Here is a 19,820-nt window from a genome sequence, read left to right as displayed (position 1 = left end):
GACCGTGCTTATCTAATTAATAAATTAATTAGGCAGCGAGAGCAAATTGTTCATTTGCGTTTATATTTTAGTCCTTCACGGTGGTACTATACCGGACGAAAGAAAAGCCTTTAGACATTAGTCGATTCTAGTTCACCCCCATAAGTTGAAAATGGTGGAGGTGCAGGGTACCGCCCCCTGGTCCTCAATGTTTATTACGAATCTCGTTTATCGTCATAGTTGGAAAACCAACGCTAATAATATAAGACTTTGAATCGTTAAATTAAAGATATATTTAAAATCTCAGTATTTCGCAGACAATGGAACTAACTTTAGATCAAAAAAAAGAAATTCAAGAACAACAATCACAATCCAATAAAACAAAAAGAGTAACTTCTCCTGAGCTTGAAAAGATTCTTTATGAAGCAATTCCAGTATTAGATCATGGATTTATAAGAGTTATAGATTATATGGGAGATGATAGTTCTATCGTGCAATCTGCAAGAGTCTCCTATGGAAAAGGGACAAAAAAAGTTTCAACAGACGAAGGTTTAATAAGGTATTTAATGAGACACTGGCATAGCACTCCCTTTGAAATGTGTGAGATTAAGTATCACGTAAAGCTTCCAATTTTTATAGCAAGACAATGGATTAGACATAGAACAGCTAATGTAAATGAGTATTCAGCAAGATACTCCATATTAGATAAAGAATTTTATATTCCAGCAAAAGAGCAATTATCAGCACAGTCTACTAATAATCGACAAGGTCGAGGTGATTTGATCACGGGCCCACAAGCAGACGAAGTTCTTAATATTTTGAAAGATGATGCAACAAGAACTTATGACAATTATGAAAAGATGTTGAATGAAAGATTTGATGGAACAATTATTGATGAAAAAAAATCTGGCTTAGCTAGAGAACTTGCCAGAATGAACTTAACATTAAACTCATATACACAGTGGTATTGGAAGACTGATCTTTTAAATTTAATGAATTTTTTATTTTTAAGAGGAGATAGTCATGCACAGTATGAAATTAGAGTTTATGCAGAGAAAATGTTAGATACAGTTAAAAAATGGGTTCCAATCACTCATGCTGCATTTTTAGATTATAGAGTTGGAGCCGCTCATCTATCATCAAAAGGATTAAAAATTATAAAATCGATGATCAATGGAAATAAAGTTAGTTATGAAGACTCTGGACTTAGTAAAAGAGAGTGGAACGAATTAATGGAAGTAATAGATAAAAAAAATTTTATAGTTAGTTAATTATTTTTGTAATCTTACTTGCAATTTCTAAGAACATTTTTGTAACTTTATGATCTTTAAATTGATCTACAAAGGGCAAACCTTCATCTGAGTTTTTTCTAAGATTAATATTAATTGGAATTTGTCCTAAAAGTTCTACATTAAATTTATTTGATATATTTTTTCCACCGTCTTTTCCAAATATAAAATGCTCAACACCATCATCAGATGTAAAACTTGTCATATTTTCAATAATGCCTAATATTTTTACATTCGTTCTTTTAAACATTTCTATTCCTTTTTTTACATCAATGATTGCAATATCTTGGGGAGTTGTAACGATGACTGCACCATCAATATCTATTTCTTGAGAAAAAGTTAAAAGGGCATCTCCGGTTCCAGGAGGTAAATCAATAATTAAAAAATCAATATTGTCCCATAAAACTTTATTAGCAAAAGTTTTTATAGTACTGGCAACCATTGGTCCCCTCCAGATCATGGGAGTTTCTTCAGAAACCATAAACCCTATGGACATACATTGAATATCAAATTTTTTTATAGGAATTAAATTTATACCATCTTCACTTTTAGGCTTTTCAAAGATACCCATCATTTTAGGAATAGACGGTCCGTAAATATCAGCATCTAAAATACCAACGTTATATTTTAAATTCTTTAAAGCGATTGTAAGATTAACAGCAATTGTTGATTTGCCAACGCCACCTTTACCACTGGAAATAGCAATAATCTTTTTTACATTTTTAATTTTATTTTTTTTAAATGGCGTTTTTGGGGAAATTTGATCCATAAAGTTTTTGCTAAGATTTGCTTCTTTTTCGTTCATTTTGACGTATTGTAATTATCTTTTAAATAACCATTTATACCTATATTAATAAGCCAATTTTTTAAAATAATATGTCATTAATTAAGACTAATAATACTAACGATATTCTTAAAAAGGAATCTCCTTGGGGGGCTCCTAATAAGACTAATAAACAGCCTAGTTCTAATAATTCTGATGACATTGAGGATTTAGCAAAGAAATTTCAAGATGGTTTGAAAAATGTTTTTGGAGGTTCTTCAAAAACTCCAGATGCAAAAAAACCAATTGCACTTTTTATAATTGGAGCAATTGCTGTTTGGGCTTTAAGTGGATTTTATAGAGTAGATGCTGATGAACAAGGCGTTGTTTTAAGATTTGGGAAATACGTTAATATGACTCAACCAGGACTAAATTATCATCTTCCTTATCCTATTGAGTCTGTAATGACTCCAAAGGTGACCAGAGTTAATAGAGTTGATATTGGATTTAGATCTTCAGGAGACAGTTCAAGATCTGGAGCTATAAGTGAAATTAAAGAGGAAAGTGCAATGTTAACCGGAGATGAAAACATTGTTGATATTAACTATTCAGTTTTTTGGGTAATTAAAGATGCAAGCAAATATCTTTTTAATATCCAAGATCCACTGGGCACAATTAAAGCTGTAGCAGAAACCGCTATGAGAGAAATTATTGCACGAAAAAAAATTCAATCAATTTTAACTCAAGGTAGAACTGATATTGAAAACGAAGCCCATAAAATAATGCAGCAGATATTAGATCAATACAACTCAGGAATTGAAATTACTCAAGTTCAAGCACAAAAATCAGATCCGCCTGCGCAAGTTATTGACTCATTTAGAGATGTTCAGGCTGCAAAAGCAGATAAGGAAAGGCAACAAAATGAAGCGCAAGCTTATGCAAATGATGTAATTCCAAGAGCTAGAGGAGAGGCTGCTAAAATTGTTCAAGAAGCAGAAGCTTATAAAAAAGAAGTAGTTGCGCAAGCAGAAGGAGAGGCTAGTAGATTTATTGCAATTTATAATGAGTATGCAAAAGCAAAATCTGTAACTCAAGAAAGAATGTATCTTGAGACTATGGAAAAAGTTTTATCGGGAGTTAATAAAATTATTATAGATAAGCAATCAGGGTCAGGAGTTGTTCCTTATTTACCACTTCCTGAATTAAAGAAGAATTTGACAATTGAACAAAAAAAACCAGAGGCTAAAAATTGATGCAGGATAAAGTTTTAAAAGCTTTGGTATTTATAGTTGTTGCAGCAGGCTTTTTAGTTTATTCGACTTTTTTTATTGTAAAAGAAACTCATCAAGCGATCGTTCTTCAATTAGGTGAGCCAAAAAAAGTTTATAAAAACGCAGGATTATATTGGAAGATACCTTTATTACAAAATGTTCAAATACTAGATAAAAGAGTTTTAGATATTGACGCTCCAGCTGAAGAAGTTATTGCATTAGATCAAAAAAGAATAATAGTTGATGCTTATGCAAAGTTTATAATTACTGATCCTTTAAAGTTTTACATATCAGTTGGAAATGAAAGAGTTGCGCAGTCTAGATTGTCATCAATTATTAATGCCAAGATTAGAGGTGTATTAGGTAAAGAAAATCTAGTTAATTTGATATCTACAGATAGAACTAAACTGATGGGTAAAATTACAAAAGAAGTAGCGGAAGAGGCTAAGGATTTTGGAATTAATGTTATTGATGTTCGAATAAGAAGAGCAGATCTTCCAAGTGCCAATAGCGAAGCTATTTTTAAACGAATGCAAACAGAAAGAACTCGTGAAGCAAAAGAATTTAGAGCAGAGGGTTTTGAACTTGGACAAACTATCAAATCTAAAGCAGATAAAGAAGTAGCAATCATTCTAGCAGAAGCTAGAAAAACTGCTCAAATTTTAAGAGGAGAAGGAGACGGTTTGAGAAATAAAATATTTGCAGAAGCATTTGGAAGGGACCCTGAATTTTTTAGTTTTTACAGAGCTATGCAGTCTTATGAAAAATCTTTAATTAGTGGCAGTGAGACCTCATTAGTATTATCACCAGATAGTGAATTTTTTAGATATTTTGGTGAGTCTGGACTAAGTAAGATTCTAAAGAAATAATGAATGAGATTTTTACAGCAATTGGATTATTGCTGTTTATTGAGGGTTTGCTTTATACAATATTTCCAGGAAGTATGAAAAAAATGTTAAATTCTATGAAGGATTTATCAGAGCAAAGATTAAGAACAGGTGGACTTATTTTTGCCATCATAGGTTTTATAATAATAGCTTATATAAAAAAATTTCAATGAAAAATTTGAGAAGATTTTTATTAATAATTTTTTGTAATATCTTATTAATTACAAATTTAAATTCGAAAGAAGTACCTGATTCATTTGCTGATCTTGTTGAAAAATTAATTCCTTCTGTGGTTAATATTTCTGCAACAAGAGTTGTAGAAACAAGATCTCAGAGTCCATTTCCATTCCAATTTCCCCCAGGGCATCCTTTTGAAGATCTATTTAAAGACTTTGATAGAGGCGGAAGTCCACAAAAAAGAAAAACTCAGTCTCTTGGATCTGGATTTATAATAGATAAAGAAGGGATTATAATAACTAATAATCACGTTATTCAAAGTGCCGAAGGCATTTTTGTAAAATTAACTAATGGTAAAGAATATGAGGCAAAAGTCTTAGGAACAGATCCAACAAGCGATGTAGCAGTTATTAAAATTAATACAAAAGATAATTTAAAAGCAGTTACATTTGCAGATTCAGATAAGGCTAGAGTTGGAGATTGGGTTATTGCAATTGGAAACCCTTTTGGATTAGGTGGAACTGTTACCGCTGGAATTATATCAGCAAGAAATAGAGATATTAGTCTTGGAAAATATGATGATTTTATTCAAACAGACGCTCCAATAAATCAAGGTAATTCTGGAGGACCATTATTTAATATTAAAGGAGAAGTTGTTGGAATTAATAGCGCGATACTCTCTAATTCTGGCGGATCAGTTGGAATTGGTTTTGCAATCCCATCAAATTTTGCAAAAAATATTATTCAACAAATTACTCAATATGGAGAAATAAAAAGAGGCTATATTGGCGTCAGAATTCAAGAAGTAACAAAAGAAATTGCGGACAGTTTGGGACTTAAAAATCAAGAAGGAGCTTTAGTATCAAGTGCTTCAGCAGGAGGTCCAGCTGATAAAGCGGGAATAGAAGCTGGCGATATCATATTAGAATTTAATAATAAAAAAGTGGATAATATGAGAAAATTGCCAAAGATTGTAGCTGATACACCTATTGGACAAAGTGTTGAAGTAAAAGTTTGGAGAAATAAAAGAATATTAATAAAAAATATTACCGTTACGAGACTTGAAGAAACCAGCGAATACAAAAATGAAAATAAAAAACAAATAAATCCAACCGTTGTTACTGTTAAAGAACTTGGAATCAAAATTAGAAATATAAATAATCAGGACATTGAAAATAGATCTAATTTAAAAGATAAAAAAGGAGTTTATATTTTAGAAATTAGCGGAGATGGTCCTCTAGCATTATTACCAGTGCAAGAAGGGGATATCATAATAGCTGTAGCAAATACTTCGGTAAGTAATGTTAAAAATTTCGAGGATCAATTTAAAAAAGAATTAAAAAAAAATACAAATTCAGTTTTACTGACAATTTTAGATAGTAATAATCAGAGTAAATTTATTGGAGTAAAAATTAAATAAGATTTTTTCCAATGCAAAAAATTATTCTTATCTCGGGACCAACTGGTTCTGGGAAATCTGAAATCGCACTTAAACTTGCTAAAAAAATAAACGGTGAAATTATTAATGCTGATAGTATGCAAGTTTATAAAGAAATTAAGATTTTATCAGCTAGACCAGAAAATTATTTTAATATTACTCATTATCTTTACGGCAGTATCTCGGTAAAAAATAATTTTTCAGCTGGAGAATGGATAAAACAAGTTAAATTAAATATAAAAAAAATTATAAATAAAAAAAAACAGCCAATTTTTGTTGGAGGAACAGGACTATATTTTAAATTATTAACAGAAGGTATTTCCAATATTCCAAAAATCCCAGATTTAATCAGAACAAAAGCAAGAAAATTAAATCTAAAGTTAGGTAATGATAAATTTTACAATTTACTTTTAAAATTAGATCCTTTGGTAAAAAATAAAATAAAGAAAAATGACACTCATAGGTTAATAAGAGCTTATGAAGTAATTATTTTTACAAAAAAATCTTTAATTGTATGGCAAAAAATAAATAAAAATTATTTTAGTAATTATAAGTTTGTAAAAATTTATATTAATCCTGATAATAATTATTTACATAAATTACTTAGACTGCGTTTAAAAAAAATGTTTGAGAACGGAGCGCTTAATGAAGTTAAAAAATTTTTAAAATTAAAAATAAATTTAAGTTTACCCGCTAATAAAATTTTAGGAATTGAGGAAATTAAAAAATATTTAGATAAAGAAATTTCATTAGAACAAGCTTTCGAAGATACTTTTATAAGAACAAGAAGGTATGTAAAAAAACAACGAACTTGGTTTAGAGGACATATGAAGGATTGGACAAGTATTTTTAACCCTAATTACGATATTTTAACTAAAAAAATTATAAATTTAGTTACTTCATCTTGACCGTTAAATTAACTAGTTTAGATTGATTTTTTCGGAAAATTTATATGTCACAACTAACTGGAGCAGAAATCGTATTCAAAGCCTTTGCAGATAATGGTGTTGAATATATTTTTGGGTATCCTGGGGGTGCAATCCTTCCTTTATATGATGAATTAAAAAATCACAAAAAGATTAAACATATTCTTGTAAGGCATGAACAAGGAGCGGGTCATGCAGCAGAAGGCTATGCAAGATCTTCTGGAAAACCAGGAGTTGTTTTAGTTACTTCAGGACCAGGAGCAACGAATATGGTTACAGCATTAACAGATGCTTATATGGACTCAATTCCTCTAGTTTGTGTAACCGGTCAAGTACCAACCCATTTAATAGGAACAGATGCTTTTCAAGAATGTGACACAACAGGCATTACAAGACCGTGTACTAAACATAATTGGTTAGTAAAAAACATTAATGATCTTCCAATTATAATGCATAAAGCATTTCATATTGCAACTAGCGGAAGGCCAGGTCCAGTTCTAGTTGATATTCCAAAAGATATTCAGTTTCAAAAAACAGAGTACATAAAAAAAGATGATGTAATACAAAAAATTAATAAAGTTACGACTGAATTTGAATCTTCAGAATTAGATAAGATTGTAGATTTAATTTATAAATCTAAAAGACCAATCATTTATTCAGGAGGGGGAGTTGTAAATTCTGGAGACAAAGCCTGCGCGCTTCTTCAAGATTTAGTGGGTATGACTGGCTTTCCTATTACTTCAACATTACAAGGTCTTGGAGCCTTTCCTGGTGATGACCAACAATTTATTGGAATGCTTGGAATGCATGGAACATATGAAGCCAATAATGCCATGCATGATTGTGATCTGATGATAAATATTGGAGCTCGTTTTGATGATCGTATTACAGGAAAAATAGATAAATTTTCGCCAGGTTCCAAAAAGATTCATATTGATATTGATCCTTCATCTATAAATAAAATTATAAAAGTTGATTATGCTATTGTTGGCGACGTTGAAAATGTTTTAAATAAATTAATTACAGTCTTTAAAAAAAAATATCCTAATTTTATAAATTCAAATAAAGAAAATATTAGTGAATGGTGGAAGCAAATAAATAAATGGAGAGAAAAAAAATGCTTATCATTTGTGCAGGGTAAAAAAACTATCAAACCCCAATTTGCAATTGAAAGATTGTATGAACTAACTAAAAATCAAGATACTTTTATTACTACTGAAGTTGGCCAACATCAAATGTGGGCTGCTCAATATTATAAATTTAGAAAACCAAAAAGATGGATGACGTCAGGTGGTCTTGGAACAATGGGTTTTGGTCTGCCAGCAGCAATAGGAGTGCAGTTAGCAAATCCTGGAAAATTAGTTGTTGATATTGCAGGGGAAGCTTCAATTTTGATGAATATTCAAGAGTTGTCTACCGCAGTTCAGTACAGGCTACCTGTAAAGATATTTATAATTAATAATCAGTACATGGGAATGGTTAGGCAATGGCAGGAACTGCTTCATGAAAAAAATTACGCAGAAAGTTATACGGAAGCTTTGCCAGATTTTGTAAAATTAGCAGAAGCTTATGGAGCTGTTGGAATTAGAGCTACCACTCCTGATGAATTAGAATCAAAAATTACACAAATGATTAAGTCAGATAAACCAGTACTTTTTGACTGTGTTGTAGATAAAGTTGAAAATTGTTTCCCAATGATACCCTCAGGAAAAGCTCATAATGAAATGATTTTAAATCCAGAAGATGAAAAAGAAAATAAAATAACCAAAGCAGGAAAAGTCTTAGTATGAAAAAACCATTATCAGCATATCCAGATCCTATAAAAAATGAACAGCTCGAAAGACATATTATGGTTGTCTGGGTTGATAATGAGGCAGGAGTATTAGCGCGAGTTTCGGGTTTATTTTCTGGCCGTGGGTATAATATTGAGTCTTTAGCTGTTGCTAAAGTGGATGAAGAAAAAAATATATCAAGAATTACTATCGCAACTAATGGAACAAATTCAGTAATAGAACAGATCAAAGCGCAGTTATTAAAACTTGTTCCGGTTTACAAAGTTGCCTCATTTCCTGTTGATGATAAATCTATTTTTAGAGAACTAGCTTTAATAAAAGTTATAGCTGATAAAAAAAATCTTGAAAAAGCTAAAGAAATTTGTAATTCTCATAATGCGCAATATCTTGATACAACCAACACTTCTTTTATTGTAGAATTCCATTCAACAAGACGAGAGATTGATAGTTTTATTAAGAAATTAAAACCTTATGGAATAGCAAGTGTTGCAAGAACAGGTCCTTTGGCAATGGCAAAAGGAGCTGAAATAACAGAGTCAAACAAAGGAAAAGTTATATGAAGATTTTTTACGAAAAAGATGCAAATCAAGATTTAATTAAAAATAAAAAAGTTGCTATTTTTGGTTTTGGTAGCCAAGGACATGCGCATGCTTTGAATTTAAAAGACAGCGGAGTTAAAGAACTTGTTGTTGCTCTAAGAGAAGATTCTCCTAGCCGTAAAAAAGCTGAGGCTAGCGGACTAAAAGTTATGTCTTTATCAGATGCTGCAGAGTGGGCAGATGTCGCAATGATTTTAACACCAGATGAATTGCAATCTCAAATTTATAAAAATCACATTGAACAAAGAATGAGACAAGGAACTACTATAGCTTTTGCTCATGGTTTAAATATTCATTTTGATCTTATTAGCGCAAGAAAAGATCTAGATGTTTTTATGATTGCTCCTAAGGGTCCTGGGCATTTAGTAAGAAGTGAATTTCAAAAAGGGGGTGGAGTTCCATGTTTAATGGCAGTTCATCAAGATGGATCAGGAAAAGCAAGAGAACTTGCACTATCATACGCTAGCGCTATCGGCGGAGGTAAATCTGGAATAATTGAAACAACATTCAAAGAAGAGTGCGAAACAGATCTATTTGGAGAACAAGCTGTTTTGTGCGGAGGGTTAGTTGAATTAATTAAAAAAGGTTATGAAACTTTAGTTGAAGCTGGATATACGCCAGAAATGGCTTATTTTGAATGTTTACACGAAGTAAAATTAATTGTTGATTTAATTTATGAAGGTGGAATTGCTAATATGAATTATTCAATTTCAAACACTGCAGAATATGGAGAATATATTTCGGGACCTAAAATTATTGATGATAAAACAAAAGAAAGAATGAAAGAAGTTTTAAAAGATATTCAGTCTGGAAAATTTACCAAACTTTGGATGGATGAGAATAAGATTGGACAAAAAAATTTTTTAAGAATGAGAAAAGAATTATCTGAACACCCGATAGAAAAAGTTGGGGAAAAACTGAGAGCTATGATGCCTTGGATTGGCAAAAACAAGCTCGTGGATAAGAGCAAAAATTAAGATTAATTAATAAAATTAGGCTTTCTTATTAGTTTAAAAATCTATCAAATATTGAAAAGTATTTATAAGTAGATTTTTAATTTTAGCTAAATTAAATTTAAAAAATGGCAAAAAATAATAATCAAATCATCATTTTTGACACTACATTAAGAGATGGAGAACAATCTCCAGGTGCTTCAATGAGTCTTGAAGAAAAGATTCAAATCGCACGTGCATTTGAAGATTTAGGAGTTGATGTTATGGAAGCTGGATTTCCAGCAGCTTCTAATGGTGATTTTGAGGCCGTATCTGAAATTGCTAAGATTTTAAAAAAAACTATTCCTTGCGGATTAGCTCGAGCAGTTAAGGCAGATATTGAAAGATGCAAAGATGCATTAAAGCATGCAAAACGTTTTAGAATACACACATTTCTTTCTACTAGCCCTTTGCATATGAAGCATAAATTAAAAAAAACTCCTAAAGAAGTTTTAGAGTTAATTAAAGATAGTGTTTCTCTTGCTAGAAAAATTACAGATGATGTTGAATGGTCACCAGAAGATGGAACTAGAACTACTCCAGATTTTTTATGCAAAACAGTTGAACTTGCAATTAAATGTGGAGCTAAAACAATTAATATTCCAGATACTGTAGGTTATACAATTCCAGATGAATATTATAAAACAATTAAATTATTATTTGATAAAGTTCCAAATATAGACAAGGCAATTGTTTCAACACATTGTCATAATGATTTGGGACTTGCAGTTGCTAATTCGTTAGCAGGAGTCAAGGCTGGAGCAAGACAAATTGAATGTACAATTAATGGTATTGGTGAAAGAGCTGGAAATGCAGCTTTAGAAGAAATTGTAATGGCAATGAGAACAAGAAGCGATTTAATGCCTTACAAAACAAACATTAATACTAAGAAGATTAGTAGCTGTTCAAAATTAGTTTCAAATGTGACAGGTTTTCCAGTTCAATTTAATAAAGCAATTGTTGGAAAAAACGCCTTTGCACATGAATCAGGAATTCATCAAGATGGAATGTTAAAAAATAAAAAAACTTATGAAATTATGACGCCTGAAAGCGTTGGAGTTACCAAATCTTCTTTAGTTATGGGAAAACACTCTGGAAGAAATGCATTTAAAGATAAAGCCGCAGAATTGGGTTATCCAGATTTAACTGATGAATTAATAAATAATACTTTTGCAAAATTTAAAGATTTGGCTGATAAAAAAAAACATGTTTTTGATGAAGATATTATTGCATTAATTGATGATGATTTGATGAAGCATAATAATGCTATCAGTCTGTCCTCATTAGAAGTTATTGCAGGAACAAAAGGACCGCAAAAAGCAAAAATTGAACTTATGATTTATGACGAAATTAAAAAAACAGAATCCGAAGGTGATGGTCCTGTGGATGCGATATTTAAAGCAATAAAAAAAATTTACCCTCATAATGTTAATCTCCAGCTTTACCAAGTACAAGCAGTAACAGAAGGTACTGATGCTCAAGCAACTGTGAGTGTAAGAATTGAAGAAAAAGGTAAGATTTCCGTGGGTCAAGCTGCTGACACGGATACACTTGTTGCTTCAGCAAAAGCGTATATAAACGCATTAAATAAATTAATTATTAAGAGAAAAAGAACTGCGCCAAGCTCAGACTTGAGTGCTTCTGCTTAATTAGGAAAAAATAGATGTTTGATAAATTATTTGGATTTTGGTCGACTGATATGGCGATTGATTTAGGAACAGCAAACACTTTAGTTTATGTTCGTGGAAAAGGAATTGTTTTAAATGAACCATCTGTTGTTGCGGTGATATCACGAAATGGCAGAAATGAAGTTTTGGCGGTTGGTGAAGAAGCTAAACAAATGTTAGGACGTACACCTGGAAATATTACAGCTATAAGACCTATGAAAGATGGAGTCATTGCGGATTTCATCGTTACTGAGGAAATGATTAAGCATTTTATTAGAAAGATTCATAAAAGAAACGCATTTGCTAATCCTAGAATTATTATTTGTGTACCTACAGGATCAACGCCAGTTGAAAGACGCGCTATTCAAGAAGCCGGTTACGCAGCAGGGGCAAGAAAAGTACAACTGATAGAAGAACCAGTAGCAGCTGCTATCGGTGCAGGACTTCCAATATCCGAACCTCAAGCTTCTATGATTGTTGATATCGGAGGTGGAACTACTGAGATTGCAGTTATGTCACTAGGTGGAATTGTTTATTCTCATTCTTTAAGAATTGCAGGTGATGCAATGGATAATGCAATTATTAATTTTATGAAGAAAAAATTTAATTTATTGATTGGAGATTCAACAGCAGAAAGAATTAAAAAAGAAATAGGGTCCGCAATACCAACGGGATCCGAAAAAACTTTTTTAATGAAAGGAAGAGATATTAGAACTGGGACTCCAAAAGAAGTTATTTTAACTGAAAAAGATACTGCTGAAGCTTTAGAAGGAGTCGTAGGTCAAATTGTTAATGCTGTTAAACATGCTCTAGAAAATACACCACCTGAATTATCTTCTGATTTAGTTGATTCTGGAATGGTATTAGCTGGTGGAGGAGCTTATTTAAAAAATTTAGATAAACTTATTAAAAAAGAGACAGGATTACCGGTTACTATCGCAGAGGATGCGTTATCATGTGTTGCAATTGGGACTGGCAAAGCATTAGAGCAAGAAGGAATATTTTCTTCTATGCTAACTTCATATTAAAAAGTTATATTAATTAAATATGAGTGAAAATAGGCTTGCTAGAAGCTCAACCCCAGGCGTTTCATCTTTACAAAGAACTATTAGTAAAAAATTCTTACTTCCATCATATATTATAATTTCTTTCCTGTTTTTATTTTCAGAAAGAAGTGATTTTAGAGCTATAAGATTCTTAAAAGCACTCATAAATGACGGGATTACTTACAGTATTTACATAGTTAATACTCCGATAAAGCTTATTTCCGATATGAGCAGTTCGGCTAAGCAGTATTTTAATTTCAATATTGTTTTAGAGAATAAAAAATTAAAAGATGAAATAGAGCAATTAAATTCAGAAAAACGAGAATTGCAATTTTTTAAAAATGAAAATGATAATTTAAAAAGAGTTTTAGGAATTAAAAACAAAGATGACTATGTCTCGGTTTATGCAAAAATAATTCACGAAGATACAAATGAATTTGCTAAAAACTTAATTTTAACAATAGGCTCAAATGAAGGAGTTCAATTGGGACAGGCGATTGTACGAAATAACGTTTATCTTGGAAAAATCTCAGAGGTTAATTTATTTAGTTCAAAAGCGATGATTATTACAGATCTCAACAGTAGAATTCCTGTGGTTATTCCATCTAGGGGAGTTAATGCTATTTTAAAAGGAAGTGGTCTTGGAGGAGCGCAATTGTTATTTCTTCCACAAAATGCTGTTCTTGAAAATAATGATCAGATTTATACTTCTGGATCTGACGGAATTATTAAGGAAGGACTTTATGTTGGAAAAATAATCACAGATAATAAAAAAGATATTAAAAAAAGAAAATATTCTGTTGATCTTGGATTTAAAGAACATCAGTTAAACTATGTTTCAGTTTTAAAGGTTAAAAAATAATGAATTCTTTTTTAGAAAAAATTAAATTTTATTCTGCACATATTATTTTCACACTCATCTGTATTAATGATAGTATTTTTATAAATACTTGGATTGCTCCAGGACCAATAATAAATATTAAATATATATTAATTTTTTATTTTTGTTTTTTTGAAAAAGATCGTTTTTCAATTACTTTTTTATTTTTAATAGGATTAATTTTTGACTCACTCCAAGGGATGCCTTTTGGCATGACATCAATATGCTTTATTCTTTTAAGTAAATTAGCTTCATATTTAAAAAAAAGAAGAACGCAGACAAATTTTCAAAATGAATTTGTAGCTTTTGCAATATCCTTATTAATTGTGCAAATTATATCAGTAATAATTTTAAGTAATTTTTCTCAAATACCATTTGAATATTTATTATTAGCAATTAATATAATTGTAAGTCTTATTTTTTATCCAGTTATAAGGACTTTGCTTAAAGTATTTTACCATTATTAGATATTTAATGTCAGATTTTACAAAATTGCAGAAAGATAAAATTTTAAATTATCTATATAAAAATTTTAAAAAAATTGATTTTGACAATATTAATCATGATAATTCTTTTAAAGAAATAAATAATTCAAATTTTTTTGATAAAAAAGATTTGTTAATTAAAATTAGTCAATTATTTTTTGAAGATCTAGAAAAAAAATTTTTAAATGAAATAAAATTTAAAATTAATAGGTTTGAGAAAACTAATGAAAAAATCTCATTTTTATTAAATAAAAGATTTTATATAGAAAATAAAAATAAGGATTTAATTAAAATTTTTTTTATTCATTTAATAAAAAATAATTGTGCAGAAAAAGTTTTAAGTTACATATATTCTGTTGCAGATATTATGTGGAAGTATTCTAATGATCGTTCAGTTGATTTTAACTATTACACAAAAAGGTTTATGTTATCGTCAATTTACTTAAAAATTTTGATTTTGAGTTTTTATAAAGATAATTTAACACAGAAAGAAATTGAAGAACAAATTAATAAATCACTTCAACATGTAAATTTAATATCACAATTCAGAATGAAATTTGATTTTTTAAAAAACGTAAAAGAATTTTTTACTTCTTTTTCTATTCAAAAAGTAGGACGTGGTTTTTAAAAGACTTTAGTTAGGTGCCCCATTTTTCTTTTTTCTTTAATTCTTAATTTTCCATAATCATAAAAAAATTCATTACTGGCAGTTTTTTTTAATCTATACTTTTTGATATCAGAGCCCAGAATATTATACATAGTAGCTTTGTAAATAATTTTTGGTTTTTTTAGCTTTAGATTGCAAACTGCTCTTATGTGATTTTCAAATTGACTGACATTATGAGCATTCATGGTCAAGTGACCAGAATTATGAACCCTAGGAGCAATTTCATTTACTAATAATTCGCTATTCTTAGTTACAAAGAATTCAACGCACATAGTTCCTATATAATTTAATTTATCTGCAATTTTTTTTGCAATTTTTTTTGCTTCGTTATTTAAATTTGAACTAATTTTCGCAGGAACATGTGATTTTTGTAATATTTGATTTTTATGTAGATTTTCAAATGCATCAAAAGAAAAGCATTTGTTTTTATTTCTACTTATAATTACAGAAATTTCTTTTTTAAAATTGACCAATTTTTCAATTATATATTCATAGTCTTTAAATGGATATTTTAGAAAATCTTTTTTATTATTAAAAAATATTTGTCCTTTTCCATCGTATCCAAAGCGTATAGTTTTTATTAATGCAGGAAAAATATTATTGTCGATACTTTTTTTATTAATTTTTTTTAAATAATAAAATTTAGTTGTTTTAACCCCAATTGAATTTAAAAAAGTTTTTTCTTTTAATCTATCTTGAAGAATTTTTATAATGGCAGGTTTTGGAGATACATTGATTTTTTTTTCAACATAATCAAGAGTTTTAAAAGGAATGTTTTCAAATTCGAACGTTGCTAAATCAATTTTTTTTATAAAAAAATCTAATTTTTTTTTATTATTATAATTTGAGACAATAAAATCATCACTATAATAAATAGCCGGGGAGTCTTTATTGTCAGTAAATATAAAAGTTTTGATATTAAGTTTTTTTGCAGATTGAACTAAAAATTTTCCTAATTGACCACCCCCAAATACTCCAAGGGTAAAGGTTTTATTTTTCATTTTTTAGGATTATGTTTTACTGATAGAGTTTGATTATTTCTCCAAATTCTTAAGTTATTTGCAATTTTTTTATCATTAAGACTTAAGATTGATGCAGCATAAAGTGCAGCATTTTTTGCTCCTGTTTCTCCAATAGCAACAGTTCCAACAGGAATTCCAAAAGGCATTTGTACAATTGATAATAAACTATCTAATCCTTTTAGAGATTTTGTTTCCATAGGAATTCCAATAACAGGCAAATCTGTAATTGCAGCAACCATACCAGGCAAATGAGCAGATCCACCAGCACCAGCAATGATAACGGAAATATTATTTTTTTTAGCAGATTTAGCAAATTCGACAAGCCTCATAGGAGTTCTATGCGCGGATACAATTTTTACATTATACTGAATTTTTAATTTTTTTAGAATTTCGGCAGATTTTTTAAGAGTAGTCCAATCTGATTTACTACCCATAATTATAGAAACAATAGATTTATTTTTAAGTTTAATAGACATATTTATTTTTAAAATAAGTTTAATTACTTATTAGCTTCTAGTTTTAATTTTGCTTTTTTTTGATTTTCAATTTTTCTGTTAGCTTTATCTACTGCTTTTTGCAGGTCGCTTTGAGTACATAAGTTTAAAGCCACAGGATCTTTAGGAGTTATATTTGAAGCATTCCAATGCTTTCTACTTTTGACAGATTCTACCGTATTTTTTGTAGTTCCTACAAGTTTAGAAATTTGTCCCTCAGATAATTGCGGGTAATTTTTTACTAACCAAGCAATTGCGTCCGGCCTATCTTGTCTCTTTGATAGAGGAGTGTATTTTGGACCAACAACAGTTTTAATTTCATAATCTAATACTTTTTTATTTATAGATAATGATTTGTTAGGGTCTTTACTGCATTCTTCAATTTCTTCTCTTGTTAATTGATTTGCAAGTATTGGATTATATGCCTTTATTCCAACAGCAACATCACCATCTGCTATCCCTTTAATTTCAAGTTCATGAAGTTGACAAAAATCAGCTATTTGTTTGAATGTCAGACTAGTGTTTTCAAGTAGCCATACCGCCGTAGCTTTTGGCATTAAAGGTTTATCTAACATAAATATTTATTTTTTTGGTGTTTTGGTTGTAAGATTTTCGAATTTTTTATTAAATTTACTTACTCTTCCTTTATCAATAATTTTTTGTGAACCACCTGTCCAAGCAGGATGAGATATTGGATCAATATCTAATTTCATAATGTCGTTTTCTTTTCCCCAAGTTGACAAAGTTTCAAATTGACTTCCGTCAGTCATTACAACTTTAATTTTGTGTGTTTTTGGGTGTATTTTTTCTTTCATAATTTTAGAAGAAAGTTTTTATAGCAAAATTAGATAAATAGACAACACTTCTTAATAAATAAAGTGATTATTTATTAACTTTTTTTCTTAAAGATAAATAATATATTATTGTTACTGCGAGAATTGCTGAGTTTAGATAGAAAGGCATGTCTTTGCCAAAAAATAAAAATAAAATACCTGCAGTCGGTTGACCAATAAATCTAGATATAGATTGAGCAGAATAAGCAGCGCCTAGAGCAAATCCTTTTTCATTCTTAGAGCATTTTTTTGATACTAAGCTATTCAAACAAGGATTTGTGATACCAATTCCGTAACATAGAAGGAATATTGCAATTGGTACTAAGTAAATATTAGAAGTTGGGATTAGCAAAAAACCAAAAATTAAAAATAGAATTCCACTCTTAATTAGTTGAGCTTCATTAAAAAATTTAAGTAATATTCTCAAAATAAAACCCTGAACTATAATCTGACTTAATCCAGCATATAACATGACCATTCCAACTTCTTTTGGACCCCAGGCAAAAGTTTCTTTTATCCAGATGGCAAATATGCCCTCCATCCCAGAAAATCCAAAATAAACTACAAATATAATTAAAAAGAAAGGAAGTAATATTTTCTTTTTCATTAACTTGAACTGTAAATAAATTTTACTGAAAGAATTTTTTATTGAAAAATTATTAAATGATTTCTTAGATTCTTTTACAAAAAAAGTTACAAATAATAAATTAAAAATATTAATTATACATGCAATCCAAGCAACATTTGCAAGTGTCATGATAGTAAAATTGGATCCGGCTACTAATCCACCGAGCATTGGACCTACTGTAAATCCTAAACCAAACGATACTCCAAACAGTCCCATTCCCTTTGCTCTATTTTTTTTAGTTGTGATGTCCGCAATATAAGCTGTTCCAACAGAAACATTATTTTTAAATAAACCAGCTATAATTCTTGATAAAAATATCATTAATAAACTCCCGCTAATTGCCAGTATTAAATTAGCTAAAATTTCTGCAATACAATTTAAGATCAGCATTGGTTTTCTTCCAAATCTATCTGATAAACTTCCCCAAAATGGTGAAGTAAAAAATTGAAAAAATGAAAAAGACCCAAAAATAATTGTTATTAAAAGTATATTTCCACCATATTCATGAATCAGAAATGGTAAAGTTGAAATTAAAACTCCGCTAAAAGCAAGTACATCAAGAAATAAAAAAATTAGAATTTTTAGCATTTAAGAATTTATGCAAGTAAAGCAATAAGGTCTTTATCTATTTTTGAATTTGTAGCTAGTAAATTTCTATCTTCGATGTATTTATTCCCACCTTTAAAGTCAGTTACTGTTCCGCCTGCTTCTTTGACAATTATTATTCCTGCGGCAATATCCCAATAATTTAAATTTCTTTCCCAAACACCGTCGCATCTACCGCTAGCAAGATAGGCAAGATCAAGGGCTGAACTACCAAATTTTCTAGTTGCTGCAACTTTTCTACTCACAGATTCATATTCTTTGAAAAATATTTCTTTATTTTTATAAGAAAGAATAGGACCTCCAGTAAGAAGAACGCATTCATCAATATTTTTTCTTGATGAAACACGAATTCTAGAATTATTTAAATAAGCGCCTTTTCCTTTTTCTGCATAAAACATTTCATTAGTTATAGGATTAAAAATCATGCCACAAATAATTTCTTTATTTTTTTCTAAACCTATTGAGATTGCAAAATAAGGAATGCCGTGTAAAAAATTTGTAGTTCCATCAATAGGGTCAATAATCCACTTAAATTCAGTATTTTTTTCAGATAAACCACTTTCTTCAGCTAGAAATGAATAATCGGGTCTAGCGAGAGAAAGTTCATTTATGATGATTTTTTCAGTTCTTTTATCAGAATTTGTAACAAAATCTCCAGGGCCTTTTTTAGATACCTGCAATTTTTCAATTTCTCCAAAATCACGAATTAAAAGTTTAGATGCTTTTTTACAAGCCTTCTCCATAACGTTTAGATTGGCCGATAGTAAAGGCATTAGCTAATTTTTTTTAAATATTCTTGAGTTTCTGTATCGACGATTATTTTATCACCTTGATTTATAAATGTTGGAACCATTATCTTAACATCATTTTGAATCGTTGCTGGTTTATAAGATCCAGAAGCAGTTTGTCCTTTTACAACTGATTCAGTTTCAAGAACTTCATATTCAACAGATCTAGGCAGAATAATATTCAATGGCTTGTCTTGATAAAATTCAATCGTAACTTCTAAATTTTCTTTTAAAAATTTTTCACACTCTTCAATAAGAGTTTTATTGATTGAGATTTGTTCAAAATTAACACTATCCATAAAAAAGAATTCATCGTTTGCTGAATATAAGAATTGAAATTTTTTTTCTTCAAGACTTGCTTTTTCAACTGTTTCATCTGCTCTGAATCTCTCATTTAATTTTGTACCTTTAGTGATACTTTTAAGCTCTACCTGATTGTGTGATCGAAGATTTCCACGATTTGAAGTTTGATTTTTAAGGCATTTCCAAAGATCATTTTTATATTCAATGATATTGCCAACCCTGATGTCTGATCCTAAAATTTTCATATTTATTCTGAGAACATATATCTATTTTTTAAACATGTTTAC

The 19,820-nt window shown here is 29.7% G+C and carries 22 protein-coding genes and 1 other RNA gene; 14 read left to right on the top strand and 9 right to left on the bottom strand.

Annotation, left to right across the window (positions count from 1 at the left end):
- Nucleotides 1-271: a transfer-messenger RNA gene (ssrA, locus tag AC8IGH_RS03145) on the bottom strand; the annotation flags it as partial.
- A gap of 28 nt (nucleotides 272-299) precedes the next feature.
- Between ssrA and thyX the strand changes: the two genes are divergently transcribed.
- Nucleotides 300-1,250, top strand: a complete 951-nt coding sequence (gene thyX / locus AC8IGH_RS03140; RefSeq protein WP_507419266.1) for an FAD-dependent thymidylate synthase — start codon at nucleotides 300-302, stop codon at nucleotides 1,248-1,250.
- Here the strand turns inward: thyX and AC8IGH_RS03135 are convergent.
- Nucleotides 1,243-2,073, bottom strand: a complete 831-nt coding sequence (locus tag AC8IGH_RS03135; RefSeq protein WP_507419265.1) for an Mrp/NBP35 family ATP-binding protein — start codon at nucleotides 2,071-2,073, stop codon at nucleotides 1,243-1,245. The two genes, thyX and AC8IGH_RS03135, sit on opposite strands and share 8 nt — an antisense overlap.
- Nucleotides 2,074-2,144: 71 nt before the next feature.
- Here AC8IGH_RS03135 and hflK point away from each other — a divergent pair, with 71 nt between their 5' ends.
- The 13 genes from hflK to AC8IGH_RS03070 all read left to right on the top strand — a co-directional run bounded on the left by hflK (nucleotide 2,145) and on the right by AC8IGH_RS03070 (nucleotide 14,820).
- A complete protein-coding gene (gene hflK, locus AC8IGH_RS03130) occupies nucleotides 2,145-3,284 on the top strand; it encodes an FtsH protease activity modulator HflK (RefSeq protein WP_507419264.1) in 1,140 nt (379 codons plus the stop codon).
- On the top strand, nucleotides 3,284-4,171 hold the full coding sequence (hflC, locus tag AC8IGH_RS03125) for a protease modulator HflC (protein ID WP_507419263.1): 888 nt from the start codon (nucleotides 3,284-3,286) through the stop codon (nucleotides 4,169-4,171). The genes hflK and hflC overlap by 1 nt, the downstream gene beginning before the upstream one ends.
- The gene (locus tag AC8IGH_RS03120) at nucleotides 4,171-4,362 is read left to right on the top strand and encodes a DUF2065 domain-containing protein (protein WP_507419262.1); all 192 of its coding nucleotides are present in this window, start codon (nucleotides 4,171-4,173) and stop codon (nucleotides 4,360-4,362) included. Before hflC ends, AC8IGH_RS03120 begins: the two co-directional genes overlap by 1 nt.
- Complete coding sequence (locus tag AC8IGH_RS03115) at nucleotides 4,359-5,786, top strand: DegQ family serine endoprotease (protein WP_507419261.1); 1,428 nt, start codon at nucleotides 4,359-4,361, stop codon at nucleotides 5,784-5,786. The genes AC8IGH_RS03120 and AC8IGH_RS03115 overlap by 4 nt, the downstream gene beginning before the upstream one ends.
- Nucleotides 5,787-5,797: 11 nt before the next feature.
- Complete coding sequence (gene miaA, locus AC8IGH_RS03110; RefSeq protein ID WP_507419260.1) at nucleotides 5,798-6,712, top strand: tRNA (adenosine(37)-N6)-dimethylallyltransferase MiaA; 915 nt, start codon at nucleotides 5,798-5,800, stop codon at nucleotides 6,710-6,712.
- 44 nt (nucleotides 6,713-6,756) lie between these two features.
- On the top strand, nucleotides 6,757-8,520 hold the full coding sequence (locus AC8IGH_RS03105) for an acetolactate synthase 3 large subunit (RefSeq protein WP_507419259.1): 1,764 nt from the start codon (nucleotides 6,757-6,759) through the stop codon (nucleotides 8,518-8,520).
- Nucleotides 8,517-9,083: an acetolactate synthase small subunit gene (gene ilvN / locus AC8IGH_RS03100; RefSeq protein ID WP_507419258.1), complete on the top strand. Its 567-nt coding sequence runs from the start codon at nucleotides 8,517-8,519 to the stop codon at nucleotides 9,081-9,083. Before AC8IGH_RS03105 ends, ilvN begins: the two co-directional genes overlap by 4 nt.
- Nucleotides 9,080-10,099 (top strand): ketol-acid reductoisomerase, encoded by a 1,020-nt coding sequence (gene ilvC / locus AC8IGH_RS03095; RefSeq protein ID WP_507419257.1) that lies wholly within the window; start codon nucleotides 9,080-9,082, stop codon nucleotides 10,097-10,099. The genes ilvN and ilvC overlap by 4 nt, the downstream gene beginning before the upstream one ends.
- Before the next feature lie 104 nt (nucleotides 10,100-10,203).
- Complete coding sequence (locus tag AC8IGH_RS03090) at nucleotides 10,204-11,763, top strand: 2-isopropylmalate synthase (protein WP_507419256.1); 1,560 nt, start codon at nucleotides 10,204-10,206, stop codon at nucleotides 11,761-11,763.
- Nucleotides 11,764-11,777: 14 nt separating this feature from the next.
- Nucleotides 11,778-12,809, top strand: a complete 1,032-nt coding sequence (locus AC8IGH_RS03085; RefSeq protein WP_507419255.1) for a rod shape-determining protein — start codon at nucleotides 11,778-11,780, stop codon at nucleotides 12,807-12,809.
- Between the two features lie 19 nt (nucleotides 12,810-12,828).
- A complete protein-coding gene (gene mreC / locus AC8IGH_RS03080) occupies nucleotides 12,829-13,689 on the top strand; it encodes a rod shape-determining protein MreC (RefSeq protein ID WP_507419254.1) in 861 nt (286 codons plus the stop codon).
- Nucleotides 13,689-14,174 (top strand): rod shape-determining protein MreD, encoded by a 486-nt coding sequence (mreD, locus tag AC8IGH_RS03075; protein WP_507419253.1) that lies wholly within the window; start codon nucleotides 13,689-13,691, stop codon nucleotides 14,172-14,174. The genes mreC and mreD overlap by 1 nt, the downstream gene beginning before the upstream one ends.
- 7 nt (nucleotides 14,175-14,181) lie before the next feature.
- On the top strand, nucleotides 14,182-14,820 hold the full coding sequence (locus AC8IGH_RS03070) for a ubiquinone biosynthesis protein COQ9 (RefSeq protein WP_507419252.1): 639 nt from the start codon (nucleotides 14,182-14,184) through the stop codon (nucleotides 14,818-14,820).
- Here AC8IGH_RS03070 and AC8IGH_RS03065 read toward each other — a convergent pair.
- The 7 genes from AC8IGH_RS03065 to efp form a co-directional block, all read right to left on the bottom strand.
- Nucleotides 14,817-15,860 carry a 5-(carboxyamino)imidazole ribonucleotide synthase gene (locus AC8IGH_RS03065; protein WP_507419251.1) on the bottom strand — a complete coding sequence of 348 codons (1,044 nt, stop codon included), beginning with the start codon at nucleotides 15,858-15,860 and terminating at the stop codon, nucleotides 14,817-14,819. The two genes, AC8IGH_RS03070 and AC8IGH_RS03065, sit on opposite strands and share 4 nt — an antisense overlap.
- Nucleotides 15,857-16,357: a 5-(carboxyamino)imidazole ribonucleotide mutase gene (purE, locus tag AC8IGH_RS03060; RefSeq protein ID WP_507419250.1), complete on the bottom strand. Its 501-nt coding sequence runs from the start codon at nucleotides 16,355-16,357 to the stop codon at nucleotides 15,857-15,859. Before purE ends, AC8IGH_RS03065 begins: the two co-directional genes overlap by 4 nt.
- A gap of 23 nt (nucleotides 16,358-16,380) precedes the next feature.
- The gene (locus AC8IGH_RS03055; RefSeq protein ID WP_507419249.1) at nucleotides 16,381-16,950 is read right to left on the bottom strand and encodes a cell cycle transcriptional regulator TrcR; all 570 of its coding nucleotides are present in this window, start codon (nucleotides 16,948-16,950) and stop codon (nucleotides 16,381-16,383) included.
- A gap of 6 nt (nucleotides 16,951-16,956) precedes the next feature.
- Nucleotides 16,957-17,190, bottom strand: coding sequence for a 50S ribosomal protein L31 (gene rpmE / locus AC8IGH_RS03050; RefSeq protein ID WP_507419248.1), 234 nt, complete (start codon nucleotides 17,188-17,190; stop codon nucleotides 16,957-16,959).
- Nucleotides 17,191-17,257: 67 nt separating this feature from the next.
- A complete protein-coding gene (locus tag AC8IGH_RS03045) occupies nucleotides 17,258-18,424 on the bottom strand; it encodes an MFS transporter (RefSeq protein WP_507419247.1) in 1,167 nt (388 codons plus the stop codon).
- 8 nt (nucleotides 18,425-18,432) lie between these two features.
- On the bottom strand, nucleotides 18,433-19,215 hold the full coding sequence (locus AC8IGH_RS03040) for an inositol monophosphatase family protein (RefSeq protein ID WP_507419246.1): 783 nt from the start codon (nucleotides 19,213-19,215) through the stop codon (nucleotides 18,433-18,435).
- Entirely contained in the window at nucleotides 19,215-19,778 is a 564-nt protein-coding gene (gene efp, locus AC8IGH_RS03035; RefSeq protein WP_507419245.1) for an elongation factor P, read from the bottom strand. Before efp ends, AC8IGH_RS03040 begins: the two co-directional genes overlap by 1 nt.
- Nucleotides 19,779-19,820: the final 42 nt, after the last annotated feature.

Origin of the sequence: Candidatus Allofontibacter sp. (genome assembly GCF_038145245.1) — a bacterium.
Taxonomy (GTDB): Bacteria; Pseudomonadota; Alphaproteobacteria; order Pelagibacterales; family Pelagibacteraceae; genus Fontibacterium.
This window is presented reverse-complemented; position numbering and strand designations above follow the sequence as displayed.

Coding starts and splice junctions, on each gene's coding strand:
- AC8IGH_RS03120 (WP_507419262.1), top strand. CDS start 4,171: ATGAATGAGATTTTTACAGCAATTGGATTATTGCTGTTTATTGAGGGT.
- miaA (WP_507419260.1), top strand. CDS start 5,798: ATGCAAAAAATTATTCTTATCTCGGGACCAACTGGTTCTGGGAAATCT.
- ilvN (WP_507419258.1), top strand. CDS start 8,517: ATGAAAAAACCATTATCAGCATATCCAGATCCTATAAAAAATGAACAG.
- hflK (WP_507419264.1), top strand. CDS start 2,145: ATGTCATTAATTAAGACTAATAATACTAACGATATTCTTAAAAAGGAA.
- AC8IGH_RS03040 (WP_507419246.1), bottom strand. CDS start 19,215: ATGCCTTTACTATCGGCCAATCTAAACGTTATGGAGAAGGCTTGTAAA.
- hflC (WP_507419263.1), top strand. CDS start 3,284: ATGCAGGATAAAGTTTTAAAAGCTTTGGTATTTATAGTTGTTGCAGCA.
- mreC (WP_507419254.1), top strand. CDS start 12,829: ATGAGTGAAAATAGGCTTGCTAGAAGCTCAACCCCAGGCGTTTCATCT.
- AC8IGH_RS03105 (WP_507419259.1), top strand. CDS start 6,757: ATGTCACAACTAACTGGAGCAGAAATCGTATTCAAAGCCTTTGCAGAT.
- purE (WP_507419250.1), bottom strand. CDS start 16,357: ATGTCTATTAAACTTAAAAATAAATCTATTGTTTCTATAATTATGGGT.
- rpmE (WP_507419248.1), bottom strand. CDS start 17,190: ATGAAAGAAAAAATACACCCAAAAACACACAAAATTAAAGTTGTAATG.
- AC8IGH_RS03085 (WP_507419255.1), top strand. CDS start 11,778: ATGTTTGATAAATTATTTGGATTTTGGTCGACTGATATGGCGATTGAT.
- AC8IGH_RS03090 (WP_507419256.1), top strand. CDS start 10,204: ATGGCAAAAAATAATAATCAAATCATCATTTTTGACACTACATTAAGA.
- AC8IGH_RS03070 (WP_507419252.1), top strand. CDS start 14,182: ATGTCAGATTTTACAAAATTGCAGAAAGATAAAATTTTAAATTATCTA.
- thyX (WP_507419266.1), top strand. CDS start 300: ATGGAACTAACTTTAGATCAAAAAAAAGAAATTCAAGAACAACAATCA.
- AC8IGH_RS03045 (WP_507419247.1), bottom strand. CDS start 18,424: ATGCTAAAAATTCTAATTTTTTTATTTCTTGATGTACTTGCTTTTAGC.
- AC8IGH_RS03065 (WP_507419251.1), bottom strand. CDS start 15,860: ATGAAAAATAAAACCTTTACCCTTGGAGTATTTGGGGGTGGTCAATTA.
- efp (WP_507419245.1), bottom strand. CDS start 19,778: ATGAAAATTTTAGGATCAGACATCAGGGTTGGCAATATCATTGAATAT.
- mreD (WP_507419253.1), top strand. CDS start 13,689: ATGAATTCTTTTTTAGAAAAAATTAAATTTTATTCTGCACATATTATT.
- ilvC (WP_507419257.1), top strand. CDS start 9,080: ATGAAGATTTTTTACGAAAAAGATGCAAATCAAGATTTAATTAAAAAT.
- AC8IGH_RS03115 (WP_507419261.1), top strand. CDS start 4,359: ATGAAAAATTTGAGAAGATTTTTATTAATAATTTTTTGTAATATCTTA.
- AC8IGH_RS03135 (WP_507419265.1), bottom strand. CDS start 2,073: ATGAACGAAAAAGAAGCAAATCTTAGCAAAAACTTTATGGATCAAATT.
- AC8IGH_RS03055 (WP_507419249.1), bottom strand. CDS start 16,950: ATGTTAGATAAACCTTTAATGCCAAAAGCTACGGCGGTATGGCTACTT.